Annotated in this window: 12 protein-coding genes; 8 read left to right on the top strand and 4 right to left on the bottom strand. The window is 69.3% G+C overall.

What is annotated here, in order from left to right:
• The first annotated feature begins 25 nt into the window (after positions 1-25).
• Genes LXT13_RS07845 through LXT13_RS07815 form a run of 7 tightly spaced genes read left to right on the top strand, consistent with a single transcriptional unit; the run spans position 26 to position 6,058 of the window.
• Complete coding sequence (locus tag LXT13_RS07845) at positions 26-304, top strand: XapX domain-containing protein (RefSeq protein ID WP_233371285.1); 279 nt, start codon at positions 26-28, stop codon at positions 302-304.
• The gene (locus LXT13_RS07840; protein ID WP_233371284.1) at positions 297-2,186 is read left to right on the top strand and encodes an amidohydrolase; all 1,890 of its coding nucleotides are present in this window, start codon (positions 297-299) and stop codon (positions 2,184-2,186) included. Before LXT13_RS07845 ends, LXT13_RS07840 begins: the two co-directional genes overlap by 8 nt.
• A complete protein-coding gene (locus LXT13_RS07835; protein ID WP_233371283.1) occupies positions 2,183-2,581 on the top strand; it encodes a DoxX family protein in 399 nt (132 codons plus the stop codon). Before LXT13_RS07840 ends, LXT13_RS07835 begins: the two co-directional genes overlap by 4 nt.
• Positions 2,578-4,182 carry an MFS transporter gene (locus tag LXT13_RS07830; protein ID WP_233371282.1) on the top strand — a complete coding sequence of 535 codons (1,605 nt, stop codon included), beginning with the start codon at positions 2,578-2,580 and terminating at the stop codon, positions 4,180-4,182. Before LXT13_RS07835 ends, LXT13_RS07830 begins: the two co-directional genes overlap by 4 nt.
• On the top strand, positions 4,179-4,694 hold the full coding sequence (locus LXT13_RS07825; RefSeq protein ID WP_233371281.1) for a Dps family protein: 516 nt from the start codon (positions 4,179-4,181) through the stop codon (positions 4,692-4,694). The genes LXT13_RS07830 and LXT13_RS07825 overlap by 4 nt, the downstream gene beginning before the upstream one ends.
• A 12-nt stretch (positions 4,695-4,706) precedes the next feature.
• Entirely contained in the window at positions 4,707-4,976 is a 270-nt protein-coding gene (locus tag LXT13_RS07820; protein ID WP_233371280.1) for a DUF2789 family protein, read from the top strand.
• Positions 4,973-6,058: a porin gene (locus tag LXT13_RS07815; RefSeq protein ID WP_233371279.1), complete on the top strand. Its 1,086-nt coding sequence runs from the start codon at positions 4,973-4,975 to the stop codon at positions 6,056-6,058. Before LXT13_RS07820 ends, LXT13_RS07815 begins: the two co-directional genes overlap by 4 nt.
• A 41-nt stretch (positions 6,059-6,099) precedes the next feature.
• Here the strand turns inward: LXT13_RS07815 and LXT13_RS07810 are convergent, their stop codons facing one another.
• Positions 6,100-7,641, bottom strand: a complete 1,542-nt coding sequence (locus tag LXT13_RS07810; RefSeq protein WP_233371278.1) for a cryptochrome/photolyase family protein — start codon at positions 7,639-7,641, stop codon at positions 6,100-6,102.
• Entirely contained in the window at positions 7,634-7,801 is a 168-nt protein-coding gene (locus LXT13_RS07805; RefSeq protein WP_233371277.1) for a DUF2256 domain-containing protein, read from the bottom strand. The genes LXT13_RS07810 and LXT13_RS07805 overlap by 8 nt, the downstream gene beginning before the upstream one ends.
• Before the next feature lie 14 nt (positions 7,802-7,815).
• Between LXT13_RS07805 and greB the strand changes: the two genes are divergently transcribed.
• Positions 7,816-8,388 (top strand): transcription elongation factor GreB, encoded by a 573-nt coding sequence (gene greB / locus LXT13_RS07800; protein ID WP_233371276.1) that lies wholly within the window; start codon positions 7,816-7,818, stop codon positions 8,386-8,388.
• Positions 8,389-8,421: 33 nt separating this feature from the next.
• Here greB and LXT13_RS07795 read toward each other — a convergent pair whose 3' ends face one another.
• Positions 8,422-9,954: a tetratricopeptide repeat protein gene (locus LXT13_RS07795; protein WP_233371275.1), complete on the bottom strand. Its 1,533-nt coding sequence runs from the start codon at positions 9,952-9,954 to the stop codon at positions 8,422-8,424.
• Between the two features lie 24 nt (positions 9,955-9,978).
• Entirely contained in the window at positions 9,979-13,746 is a 3,768-nt protein-coding gene (locus LXT13_RS07790; RefSeq protein WP_233371274.1) for a TonB-dependent receptor, read from the bottom strand.
• Positions 13,747-13,902 lie beyond the last annotated feature (156 nt).

Below are 13,902 nucleotides of genomic sequence, written 5' to 3'. Positions count from 1 at the left end.
AGGAAGTAACGCAAGGACACTGACGATGAAGCCCTATCTCCTCTCCGCCGCGATCGGCCTGCTCGTCGGCGTCATCTATGCGCTGTTCAACGTGCGCTCGCCGGCGCCGCCGGTGATCGCGCTCGTCGGGCTGCTGGGCATCCTGGCCGGCGAGCAGATCCCGCCGCTGGTCAAGCGCTGGCTGGCGCCGAGCACCACCGAGACCTCGTGGCTGCACCACCAAGTCAAGCCGCACATGTTCGGCGAGCTGCCGCGCTGCGCCGAAGCCAATACTCGACCCGACCCGGAGCACCGCCATGGTTGAACCCGATCTCATCCTCTTCAACGGCCGCTTCACGACGCTGAACCGTGCCCAGCCCGAAGCCACGGCCGTGGCCATCTCTGCCGGCCGCTTCGCCGCCGTCGGCACGAACGAAGACGTGCTGGCGCTGGCCGGCCCCGCCACGCGCCGCGTGGACCTGAAGGGCCGCCGTGCGCTGCCCGGCCTGATCGACAACCACTTGCACCTGATCCGCGGTGGACTGAACTACAACCTGGAGCTGCGCTGGGACGGCGTGAGGAGCCTGGCCGACGCGATGGCCATGCTGAAGGCCCAGGTGGACGTGACACCCGCGCCGCAGTGGGTGCGCGTCGTGGGTGGCTTCACGGAGCACCAGTTCGCCGAGAAGCGCCTGCCCACGCTGGCGGAACTGAATGCCGTCGCTCCCGACACGCCGGTCTTCATCCTGCACCTGTACGACCGCGCGCTTCTCAACGGTGCCGCGCTGCGCGCCGTGGGCTACACCAAAGACACGCCCGCGCCGCCCGGCAGCGAGATCGTGCGCGACACGGCTGGCAACCCGACGGGTCTACTGTTGGCCAAACCCAACGCGGCCATCCTGTATGCGACGCTGGCCCGCGGCCCCAAGCTGCCGCCCGAGTACCAGCTCAACAGCACGCGCCACTTCATGCGCGAGCTGAACCGGCTGGGCGTCACCGGCGCCATTGACGCCGGCGGCGGTTTCCAGAACTACCCCGATGACTACGCCATCGTCCAGCAGCTGGCGGACGAAGGGCAGCTGACCGTCCGCCTGGCCTACAACTTGTTCACTCAGAAGGCCAAGCAGGAGAAGGACGACTTCCTGAAGTGGACGAGCAGCGTCACCTACAAGCAGGGCGACGAGTACTTCCGCCACAACGGCGCCGGCGAGATGCTGGTGTTCTCGGCCGCTGACTTCGAGGACTTCCGCGAGCCGCGGCCCGAAATGTCGGCCGCGATGGAGCCGGAGCTGGAAGAGGTCGTGCGCATCCTTGCGCAGAACAAGTGGCCCTGGCGCATGCACGCCACCTACGACGAGACCATCAGCCGCGCGCTGGACGTGTTTGAGAAGGTGCACCGCGACACGCCCATCGACGGGCTGAACTGGTTCTTCGACCATGCGGAGACCATCTCCGAGCGCTCGATGGACCGCATCGCCGCGTTGGGTGGTGGCGTGGCTGTGCAGCACCGCATGGCCTACCAGGGCGAGTACTTCGTCGAGCGCTACGGCGCCCGCGCCGCCGAGGCGACGCCACCGGTCGCGAAGATGCTGGAGAAGGGCATTCGCACCTCGGCCGGCACCGACGCAACCCGTGTGGCCTCCTACAACCCCTGGGTGTCGCTGGCCTGGCTGATCACCGGCAAAACGGTAGGCGGCCTGCAGATCACGCCGCAGCGCAACTGCCTCTCCCGCGAGACGGCGCTGCGCATGTGGACCGAGAACGTCACCTGGTTCAGCAATGAAGAGGGCAAGAAGGGCCGCATTGAGGTGGGCCAGTACGCCGACCTCGTCGTGCCGGACCGCGACTTCTTCGCCTGCCCGGAGTCCGAGATCGCCGACACGTCTGCGTTGCTGACGCTGGTGGGCGGTCGCATCGTCTGGGGCGCCGGGCCGTTCGCGCCGCTCGACGAGGCGCCGCCGCCGCCGGCCATGCCGGACTGGTCGCCGGTGCGCCGCTGGGGCGGGTATGGCGCCTGGGGTGCGTACCGCGAAGGCGGTGAAGGCGCCGCGCCGCTGAGTGCCGCGGCACTCGCCGCCGCCTGTGCCTGTGCGAGTGCCTGCAACGTGCACGGCCATGCGCACTCCCGGGCCTGGGCCGGCAGCGTGCCGGTGGACGACAACGCCGGCTTCTGGGGGGCGCTCGGCTGCGCCTGCTGGGCCGTATGAACGCGCCCGCCGCCCGAGCGCTGCACGCGCTGGCGCTGCTTGCGCTGTGCGCCGCCTACCTGCAGGGCGGCCTGGCCAAGCTGCTGGACTTCGGTGGCGCCGTCGCCGAGATGCAGCACTTCGGCCTGCAGCCCGCCGCGCCGCTGGCGGCGGCGGTTATCGCGCTGGAACTGGGTGGCGCGGCGCTGGTGCTCAGTGGCCGCTGGCGCTGGGCCGGCGCGCTGGCGCTTGGAGTGTTCACGCTCGCCGCAAGCATCGTCGCCAACCCGTTCTGGGCGATGGCTGGTGCACCGCGCATCGATGCGCTGCATGCCTTCGTCGAGCACCTGGGCCTGGCCGGCGGCTTCGTGCTCGTGGCCTGGCATGACCTGCTGGACAGGAAGGGCAGTGCATGACCTCGTCGGACGAAGGCGCCTTTGCGCCGCTGCGCGAGCGCGTGTTCGCCGTACTGTGGATCGCCACGGTGCTGGGCAACGTCGGCAGCTTCATGCGCGACGTGGCGAGCGCCTGGCTCGCCACCGAGCTCAGCCCCAGCCCCACAGCCGTTGCCGCCGTGCAGGCCGCCGCGGCGCTGCCGGTCTTCCTGTTCGGCCTGCCGGCCGGCGTGCTGGCCGACATCCTCGACCGCCGCCGGCTGCTGATCGCCGTGCAAGTCACGCTGGCCATCGTCAGCGCGCTGCTGATGCTGCTGGCGCACAGCGGAACGCTGGACCTCGCGGGGCTGCTGGCGCTGACCTTTGTCGGTGGGATCGGCGCCGCACTGATGGCACCCACCTGGCAGGCTATCGTGCCGGCGCTGGTGCCGCGCAACCAGTTGCGCTCAGCCGTCGCGCTGAATTCGCTGGGCATCAACCTGTCACGGGCTGTGGGACCGGCCGCCAGCGGGCTGCTGCTGGCGGCCTGCGGCGCGGCCATTACCTATGGAGTGAACGTGCTGGCCTATGCGGTCGTCATCGCCGCACTGTGGTGGTGGCGGCCGGCGCCCGCCGCGGCCGATCCGCTGGCCGAGCAGTTCGGCGGCGCGCTGCGTGCCGGCCTGCGGCATGCGCTGGCCAATGCCGACCTGCAGCGCGTGCTGCTGAGGGCGGGGGTGTTCTTCACGCTGTCGAGTGCGGCCTGGGCGCTGCTGCCGCTGGTGGGGCGTCACCTGCTTCACGGTGGCGCGGCGTTCTATGGCGTCATGCTCGGCGCGGTGGGGGCGGGTGCCATCGCCGGCGCGCTGTTGTTGCCACGGTTTCGGCCCTACCTGGGAGCGGATGGCTTGATGACCGCCTCGGCGCTGTTGTGCGCCGTCGTGCTCGCGTTGCTTGCCAGCCGGCCGCCGCCGACCGTCGCGCTCGCGGCGCTGCTGGGGCTGGGCGTGGCCTGGATCATCGCGTTGACGACGCTGGGCGCCACGACGCAGGCGGTGCTGCCCAACTGGGTGCGCGGCCGCGGGCTGTCGGTCTACCTGACGCTGCTCAACGGTGCACTCGCCATCGGCAGCCTGGCGTGGGGCACGGTGGCCCAGGGCCTGGGCCTGGTAGCGGCGCTAATGATTGCTTCTGGCCTGCTGGCCGTGGCCGCGCTGCTGGGCCGCCGCTGGCCGCTGCCTGCGGGTGAGGCGCCGCTGGACCCGGCCCACCACTGGCCCGAGCCGCCGCTGGCCGCGCCCGTCACGGCCGACCGTGGGCCGGTGCTGGTGCTCGTGAGCTATCGCATCGACCTCGCGGACCGCGCTGCCGCGCTAGACCTGCTGCAGCAGCTCGCCCGCCATCGCCGTGGCGATGGCGCGAGCGACTGGGGCCTGACCGAAGACACCGCCGACCCGCAACAGCTGGTGGAGTGGTTCCTGCTGCCGTCGTGGCAGGAGCACCTGCGCCAGCATCACCGTGCCAGCCAGGCCGCCGCCGGGCTGCAGGTCCGGTTGCGCCGGCTGCACCGTTCGCCCGAGCCGCCAGCCGTGCGCCATTTGCTCGCCCTGACCCGCAACGACCTCGAAGGAGCCGCGACATGAAAGACATCGCCACCGCCCGCCGCCACCGCCGTGCCCCGCTCGCCACGCCCGCCGGCCTCGGCGAGCAGGCCCGCCAGGACCTGTCCGCCGCCCTGAACCAGCTGCTGGCCGACGTCTGGGCGCTGTACATGAAGACGAAGAACTTCCACTGGCACATGTGGGGTCCGTCGTTCCCCAGCTATCACGCGCTGCTGGACGAGCAGTCCACGCAGCTGTTCGCGATGACCGATGCGCTGGCCGAGCGCGTGCGCAAGCTGGGCGGCAGCACGCTGCGCTCCATCGGCCACATCGCGCGGCTGCAGCGCCTGGCCGACAACGATGCCGAGCTCGTGCAGCCCGCCGGCATGCTGGCCGAACTGTGCGACGACAACCGGCGCCTGGCCGACTGGCTGCGCGCCGTGCACGGGCTGTGCGATGAGCATGGCGACGTCGCCACCGCCAGCCTCGTCGAGAACTGGCTGGAGGAGGCCGAGCAGCGCGTGTGGTTCCTGTTCGAGTCCGGCCGCAGCTGATCGGAGCCCGTCATGCACCCTGGCCAGCACCGCCTGCGCGAACTCTTCGATCAACTCGGTCTGCCGTCCGAGCCCGAGGCCATCGACGCCTTCATCACCCGCCACCGCCCGGCGGCCCAGGGCTGCGCGCTACCGGACGCGCCGGTCTGGACGCCGGCCCAGGCGGCCTTTCTGCGCGAGTCCATTGCCGCGGACGACGACTGGGCGCTGCCCGCCGAGTGGCTGGAGCAAGCGCTGTGTGGATCGAGCACCGAGGCACCTGGCGGCCGTGACGGCGCATGAAGGTCCGACAGCGCTGGGCCGCCTTTGCGACGGCGGCCCTTCTGCCCATGGGCTGCGCGGCCGACACGCTCGTCTACGGGCGTCTGAACGTGGCGCTGGAAGCCGTGGAGCTGGCGCATTCGCTCAGCCGCGCCGCGCTGCACCGTGAAAGCAATAACCGCTCGGTGCTCGGCTTCCAGGGCGCCGAGGACCTGGGCGACGGCTACCGCGCGTTGTTCCAGATCGAGGGGGCCCTGGCCATCGACACCGGTGGCGGCGGATCGTTCTCGAACCGGGACACGCGCGTCGGGCTGTCGGCACCGTGGGGGCAGCTGTTTCTCGGCCACTGGACGACACCCTACCTGCAAGCCACCAGCGGCTTCGATCCGTTCTACCCGACCACCGCTGGCTACATGGCCTTGATGGGCAACGGCTCGGCGTCGACCACCAACCACGTCATCGACCGCGCCTCGTTCGACCGGCGCCAGCAGAACGTCGTGCAGTACGCCAGCCCGGCGGGCTCGTCCTTCAGCGCCCGCCTGGCCTATGCCGCCAACGACGGCGACCGCGGTCCGGGCGGCAGTCGCCCAGACCTGTGGTCCGCTGCGCTGAGCTGGGACCACGGACCGCTGAGCTTCGTGCTGGCGCACGAAATCCATCGTGCCTATCAGGGCCCGGGTCTGAACGACAGCGGCACCAAGGTCGGCTGGGCCGGCCGCTGGGGCGACTGGCGTGTGGCCACCGCCATCGAGCAGTTGCGCTACGCGTTGCCGTCGGGCCAGCTGCGCCGCAATGCGGCCTACGCAAGCGTGACCCGGCAGTTCGGCGCAGGCAGCCTGAGGCTGGGGGTCACGCGCGCCGGCAACGGCGTCGGGCCCGCCGGCGTTCGGGTCGGCGCGGTCGCGGCCGGTCCCCGGACCGGCGCACGGCAGTGGACTCTTGGCTACGACTACAGCTTCTCGCGCCGCACGGGGCTTTACGTGTATGCCAGCCGTATCGCCAATCAGTCGTCCGCCGCGTACGACTTCGCCATCAATGGTCTGGGCGTCAGCGCCGGTGAATCGCCGCAGGTGCTGGCTGCCGGCATCCGCCATAGTTTCTGACCGGGGCCCGCGAGTCCGGCCGCGAGACCGGTTGAGCCCGCTCAGCCCTGGCTGCGCAGCGCGCGGGCCTGCTCGCGGATGCAGTGCCGCTCTGCGTCGCCGACGCGGCCCAGCGCGCGCACCTGCAGCGCCAGTCGCGGGTGCTCTGCAAAGCGCGCTTCGTGGCGCAGCAGGAAGTCCCAGTACAGCGTCGTGAACGGGCAGGCACGCTCCCCGGTGCGCTCGTCGGGTCGGTAGCGGCAGCCGCCGCACAGCGGGCTCTGGCGGTCGATGTACTTGCCGCTGGCGATGTAGGGTTTGCTGGCCATGACGCCGCCGTCGGCGTACTGGCTCATGCCCAGCGTGTTGGGCAGCTCCACCCATTCCACCGCGTCCACGTAGACGCTCAGGTACCAGGCATGGACCTGGGCCGGCTCCACGCCGTACAGCAGCGCGAACAGGCCGGTCACCATCAGTCGCTGGATGTGGTGGGCGTAGCCGTGGTCCAGCGTCTGGGTGATCGCGTCGCGCAGGCAGGCCATGTCGGTGTCGCCGGTCCAGTACCAGGCGGGCAGGTCGTGGCGAGCGTCAAGCGCATTCGCCTCGGCATAGGCCGGCATGCGCGTCCAGTAGATGCCGCGCACGTACTCTCGCCAGCCAAGGATCTGGCGGATGAAACCCTCGCCGCTGGCCAGCGACACGCGCCCGGCGCGCACCTCCGCTTGCGCGGCAGACACCACCTCGCGCGGCGTCAGCAGCTTCAGGTTCAGCGCGGCCGACAGTTGCGCGTGGTACAGCCACGGCTCGCCGGGCCAGATGGCGTCCTGATAGGGGCCGAACAGCGGCAGCCGTTCTCGGATGAAGGCGTCAAGCGACTGCAGCGCCTGCGTGCGCGTCAGCGGCCACGCGAAATGGTCGAGTCGGCCCGGGTGGCCGGCGAAGCGCTCGCGCACCAGTGCGATGACCTCGCGCGTGATCGCATCCGGTTCGAAACGCGGCGGCTGCGGCAGGTCGAAACCGGGCCCTGCGGGTCCGAAGGCCTGGCGGTTGTCGGCGTCGAAGTTCCATTGCCCGCCCAGCGGCTCGTCGCCGTCCATCAGCACGTCGAAGCGCCGGCGAAGCTCACGATAGAAGAACTCCATGCGCAGGCCTTTGCGGCGCGCGGCATGGGCGGCGAAGTCGGCCGGCGTCGTGTAGAAGTGGCGGTCCTCGCGCAGCGCCAGCGGCAGGCCGGCCTCCGAGGCCACGGCCTGCAGCGCCTGCAGCACGCGCCAGTCGCCGGGGCGCGTCAGCACCAGTGTCTGCGGCCGCAGCGTGGCGATGTCGGCCCGCAGCTGGGCGGCCAGGTCCTCTTGGGCGTCGGTGTCGTCGAGCCGCCGGTAGTGCAACGGCAGGCCGGCGTCGCGCAGCGCGGCGGCGAAGTGCCGCATGGCCGCGATGAACATGGCGATGCGCGGCTGGCTGCTCCAGACATGCGTGGACTCCTCGGCCACCTCGGCCATCCAAACGGCATCGCACGCGGGGTCGAAGCCGTCGAACGCGGCGGCGCCCAGATCGAGCTGGTCGCCCAGCACGAGCACGAGACGGCGCAGCGTGTCAGGCACCGGGCTTGCCCTTGTTCTGCCGGCAGCGCTCGCTGCAGTACTTCACGTCGTCCCAGTTCTTCGCCCAGGCACGCCGCCAGCTCATCGGGCGCCCGCACGCCGCGCACGGTTTACTCGGCAGGTGGGCCTTGTTGCCCTTGAAGGTGGAGGCGTCACGCATCGCACAATGCTCGCATGAACAAGGCTTTCACGAAGGAAACAGATCAGGCCGACGACGATGACGGCGACGGCCCGTCGCTGCCCGCCTTGCCGGCCGGCACGCGCAACTACATGACACCGGCCGGCTATGCGCGGCTACGGGCGGAGTTCATGCAGCTCATCGATGTCGAGCGTCCCAAGATGGTCGAGACGGTGTCGTGGGCGGCCAAGAACGGCGACCGCTCCGAGAACGGTGACTACCTCTACGGCAAGAAGCGCCTGCGCGAGATCGACCGGCGGCTGCGTTTCCTGACCAAGCGGCTGGACATCGCCGAGGTCGTGGACCCTAGCGCCCACTTCGGCTCTGACCAGGTGTTCTTCGGCGCGACCGTCACCTACGCCAACGCGAAGGGCGACGAGAAGACGATCATGATCAAGGGCATCGACGAGGCCGACAGCCTGGCCGGCGAGGTCAGCTGGATCTCGCCCATCGCCCGCACGCTGCTGAAGGCGCGCGTAGGCGACGAGCTCAACCTCGTGACGCCGGTGGGCGTGGAGAAGATCGAGGTCGTCGAGGTGCACTACCCGGCGCCTGTTGCCGGGAATTGAGCAGGAGTTCCGGCGCCGTCGGCCGAGGCCTGATCAGGGCTTCGGGGTCGCAGGCTTCAGCATCGCGTCCGCGCGCGCCTTGTCCTCCGGGCCGAGCCGGGCGGCGAGGGCCGGCAGCGCGGCGGCCGCCTGCGCGTGGCCCAGGCGCTGGCTCAGCGTGCACCAGGCATACGCCGCCGCCAGGTCCCTCTCGCCGCCCTGGCCCTGGGCCAGCATGACGGCCAGGTTGAACATCGCGTCCGGCTGCCGGCGCCCCGCCGCGGCTTGGAACAGCTGCCGTGCGGTGGCGAGGTTCTGGGGCACCACTTCCCCGCGGTAGAAGTAGGTCGCCAGCGCGTTCTGAGCGTCCGCGTTGCCCTTCAGCGCCGCGTCCTTGTAGAGCACCACGGCGCGCTCGGGCGCTGGCGCTGTGGCGCCTTCACCCAGGTCCATCATGCGCGCTGCCTGGTAGGTGGCGTCCAGGTGGCCCGCCTTGGCCGCGGCCAGGTAGTAAGCCCCGGCACGGTTCAGGTCCAGCGGCACACCGGCGGGTTGCCGCGGCAGCTGGTGGTGGTAGAGCTGGCCCAGCATGAAGAGTGCCGTCGCATCGCCGGCCTCGCCCGCGGCCTGCAGGTAGGCGAGGGCGGGCTTCACGTCGACCGGCGTGCCGATGCCGCTCAGGTGGGCCTGGGCCAGCAGCGTGCCTGCGGGCTCGAAGCCGTAGTCCAGCGCCTTGCGCCACCACTTGTAGGCCTGTGCCGGATCGCGCGGCGTACCCTGGCCCGTCAGGTAGATGCGGGCCAGCAGCAGCGCGGCCTCGACACGGGTGTTGATGTTGTCGGGCTTCTGCGGATCGAACGTCAGGCGGTCCGCCACCGGGTCGTAGCGCGCGTCGACGACCTCGCGGAGCCACTCGACGGCCTTGGGCGCGCTGGCCGCCGTGCCAAGCCCCAGCAGGTGCAGGCGCGCCAGCATCAGCGCCGCCTCCTCGTAGCCCAGCTTCTTCCAACCCTCCTCGAACTTCGCGCGGGCCTCGGCGTACTGGCCGGCCTCATAGGCGTCGAAAGCCTGCTGCAGCGACTTGTCTTTGCGGGCGATCCAGTTGCGACCGGCGGCGAAGCGCCTGTCGCTGCCTGCGCAGGCGACGCCGGGTGTCTGCGTCGACAGGCCCGACGCAGTGTCGATGCCGGCATCGGACGGGCTCGTGGCGCCCTGCGCCTTCGCGTTGCCGTCGGGGCTGAGGTCGCTGAAGCGCTCGGCCTCGCTGGACGGGTTGTCCAACATGTTGAAGTCGCGCAGGTAGGCCAGCGTCACCTCATCCTCGGCGGCCGAATAGCCGCTCATGAAGGCGCACGACGAAGCGAACCTGCGCGACAGCACCTTGTTCTTAGCCGCGGTGACGATCGACGGGTCGACGCTGCCGTTGCTGCGCTGGCCCGTCACCTTGACGGCGTCCAGCGTGTTGGGCGTGCCGGCCGGTGCGCTTGCAGCCTGCTGCGCATGGGCCGCCGAGACGGCCAAGAGACAGGCCAGACCGGCTTGCGCCGCCCGGAGTTTTTTGAAGAAGGGACGGACGCAGCGGGTCATGGTTTCTCTCCTGGCAGCGCTGGATTAGCGCGGGCTGCGCAAGGTCATCCCCACGGTGTAGCGCCGGCCGGCGTAGCCGTCGGAGTAGATGCTCGGGATGCCGTCGGCATAGTCTTGGTAGCCGCCTGTCGTGTTCTGCGTGCGCTCCCCGGTGAGGTTGCGCACGTCGGCAAAGATCTCCAGGCCGTTCTTGAAGCGGTAAGACACCTTGGCGTCGACATAGCGGGTCATGTTGCCGAATTGCGGTGCGCCGGGGTTGTAGGGGGCGCGCCAGCTGGAGGTGCCTACGGACGGGTAGTTGTTGACGCCCAGGTTCGTGCCCGTGTTGGGCGAGAACACGAAGTAGCGCGGCGCGACCACCTGCATCGCGACGCGGGCCTGGAAGGCGCCGTCGTCATACCAGAGCGACGCATTCCACGAGTACTTCGGCTCGTTGACGACCGGCAGCACGTCGCCGCTGATCAGGTCACGCGCCGGCATGCCCTGGCTGGAACGCAGACGGCTGTAGTTGGCGTCGACGCCGGTGTAGCGCAGCACGGAGGGCAGGAAGGTGAAGGCCGTCTTCACGCCGAACTCGATGCCGCGGCGCGTGATCGGCGGCGCGTTGTCCCATTGCGCGTACGAGAACTGGTAGTCCTTCAGCGGCGTGCCGGTCTGGGGGTCGATGGCGCTGCTGTTGCTGAACACGTTGTCGTTGTTGCGCAGCGTGCCGATTGTTGGTGCGCCGATCAGCCCACGCTGCCGGAAGACGTTGACCGACATGCTGGTGTCCCGGTTGGCGTACCACTCCAGCGACAGGTTCTGGTTGGTGTTCGTCTGCGGCTTCAGGGCCGGGTTACCCATGGTGCCCGAGCAGGTCTGGTTCGGCGAGTTGCCCTGGTCATCGGGCTCGGTCTCCTCGATGACCTGACTGATCGTGCACGTGCCGCTCGGCAGCAGCTTGGAGACCGGCGGCCGGGCGACGGTGCGGCTGATGCCGTAGCGCAGCGCCAGCTTGTCGTCGATGGGCCAGAGCGCGAGGTTCAGCGACGGCATCACATCGGTCGAGCTGTCCTTGATTGACGTGTTCTGGCTGACCACGTAGCTGGTCACGGCGCTGGTATTGGTCGTCGGGTTCCAGTCGGGGTTCTTGCGGACCGACCTGAACGCCATGAAGCCCGTCGCAGACACATCGGTCTTGACGACGCGCACGCCGACGTTGCCGGTGAGCTCCATCTGACCCCACACCGGCACCTCGAAGTCCTGCATCAGGTAGGCCGCCGTGGACTTCTCGCTGAAGCTGGAGAAGGGCATGTCGTAAGCCTTGCCGTCGCTGGCGGTGCAGCGACGGAAGCAATCCAGCCGCACGGGGATGTTGGCCATCGCGAACAGCTTGTCGATGTCGATCTGGTTCCAGCCGTCGAGCAGCGTGGCCGGGCGGTCCTTGGAGCCGCCGTAGAACTGGGCGGCCGGGTTCAACGTCAGCGTCGACTGGATCAGCTGCTGGTATTGCGCCTGCGTCATCGTCGTGGTGCCCGCAGGCGTGGCGCCGATGCCGGCGTTGAGCACATTGCTGTTGGGCACGTAGCCGGAGGCACACGGCTGGCCGCCGGCGGCGACCGAGCCCGCAGTGTTCTCGCAGCCGATGACGTTCCAGCGCGTGTTGACCTGCGGCATGTACACGCCGTACTTGAAGCCCGCGGTGCCGAAGGTGCCCACCGGGTCTTGCAGCGTGCCGCCGCCGCCATTCCAGGTCGTGCCGCCGGTATTGCGGAAGTTGAGGCCACCCTTCAGCGAGGTCAGGAAGGGCACCTTGTCCACGAGGTTGTAGGCGAGGTCGACCTTGCCGGTGCGCTCGGTGCTTTCGCTGTCGAACGACCTGATGACCTGCAGCAGCAGGTTGTTGGTGTACTGCCCGCGCTGGGCGGCCGTGTAGGCCGGCGTGCCGACCAGTTGCGTCGCCGACGCGGCCACGGCCGTCTGCGGCGTGGCCGGATTCAGCGCCGAATACGCGGCGTAGTTGAGCTGATTGATGTTGTTGCTGCCGTCCGGCAGCGTGAACGCCCACAGGCCGTTGTCCTGCAGTGCGTACGTGGCGCGGCCGTACGTGTAGCTGTACGACGCACGGCGGTCGTAGCGCAGGGCCGTGGACTTGGTCGAGCCGGCCATGAAGTTGGCGCTGAAGCGGCCGTCGCGGTACTCACCGCCGGTGGTGAGCGTCTTGTTGCTCGTGTCGATGGAGCTGAAGATCGTGTCGGTCGTCAGCACGCCGCCGTCCGTCGAGTAGCTCGTCACGTGGTGACTGGCGTCGACGGTGTAGCCCGGCAGGATGCTCGTGGTGGTGCCCAGCACCAGCGGGGCATTGCTGGCGCGCCAGGAGTAGCTGGGCAGCAGCGAGCCGCTGACGCCCGTGGCGAGCGCACGCGTGTTCGCGGTGGTGTTGTCGGTGAAGCTGTTGGCGGCATTGAAGGTCGGCGTGCTGCCCACGCCGAGGAAGCCGACGGTGTCGTCCACATGGCGTTCGCTGCGGGCGAACTTGCCGAAGACGGTCAGCTTGTCGTTGACCTTGAAGTCCAGCCGGATGTCGCCGCCGTTGCGCTTGTCGTCCTGGCTCTTGACGGTGTAGCGGAAACCCACGGTCTTGGAGGGCGTGTAGTCGTTCCACTGCGCCAGGCAAGTCAGCTGCTCGTTCTGGCGCGCGGTGTAGGCGTTGGTGCGGTTGGTCGTGCCGCTGATTGCGTTCGTCTGGGCTGTCGTTAGGTTGGGGAACAGCGTGAAGCAGTCGGCTTTGGTCTGGGCGGACGCCGACTTGGTCAGCAGTTCGACGGGTGTCGCCGCGTTGAAGGTGCCGCCCGCCGTCAGTGGTGCCGAATGAAGCGGCGTGTTGATCGTGTCGCCGTAGGCCGTCGACGGGTTGAACGTGAAGGTCTTCTCGGGCGAGTTGTCGAAGTCCGCCTGCCGCGACAGCCCTTCCCAGCTGTTGCTGCCGCCTTGCGCGATGCCGTGCTGCTCGTTCTTGTAGTAGGAGCGGCTCAGGTTGGCGATGACGCCCAGCCGCTTGTCCAGGAACCTGTCGGCCAGCACCAGATTGAAGTTGGGCGTGGTCTTCTTGTTCAGGTCGCTGCGTGAGGCCTCGACCTTGGCGGAGTAGTAGAGCTTGTCGAAGTCCAGACCGGTGCGCGTCGTGATGATGATGCCGCCGCCCAGCGAGCCTTCCGTCATCGCCGCCGTGGTGCCCTTGACGATGTCGACGCTCTTGATGAGGTCGGACGATAGCTCGCGGAACTCCGTGCCGCGGCCGTCGCCGCCGCCCAGCAGGTCGGTGCCGGCGCCGGAGCGCACGGCCATGCCATCCATCTCGACGCGCGTCAGTTCCGGCCCGTTACCGCGGATCGACACGTTCACACCCTCGCCGAAGTCGCCGCGGTCCAGCGCGACTCCCGCGATGCGGGAGATCGCTTCGCCGATGTTGCGGTCCGGGAAGGCGCCGACATCCTCGGCCACGATGGAGTCCTGCGCAGTCGCGGCGTTCTTCTTGCGGCTGATCGCGGATTGCTGCGACTGGCGGGTGCCGATGACGAGCACCGTTTCGAGTTCCTGCGTGGGCGGCTTGGGCTTGGCCGCCGTCTGCTTGGCGTCGGCGGGCTTGGGCTCCGCCGGCTTGGCGTCGGCGGGGCCGGCGTCGGTGGCCTGAGGTACGGCGGCTGCGGGCTGCTGGGCCAGGGCGGCCTCGCTGGCCCACAGGGCCAGGGCCATCGACATGGCGGTGCCGAGGCAATGCCGGCGAGGGGCGCGGAAGGAAATCGGTGTCATGCAGTCTCCATGTCGCGGTGGCCGGCGTTGGCCCGGCCCGCGCTGTTGTGTTGTCAGCGAGCCTGCGAACGGAGCGTTTTGGCGATCCCCAACTTGCAGGCGGGGCGCACCATAAACATCGAGTTACGGAGCGAGAAATACGATTTCTCAAAATTG

Origin of the sequence: Pelomonas cellulosilytica (genome assembly GCF_021353265.1) — a bacterium.
Lineage (GTDB): Bacteria > Pseudomonadota > Gammaproteobacteria > Burkholderiales > Burkholderiaceae_C > Pelomonas > Pelomonas cellulosilytica.
Note: the sequence above shows the minus strand (reverse complement) of the source record. Positions and strands in the feature narration are given on the sequence as shown.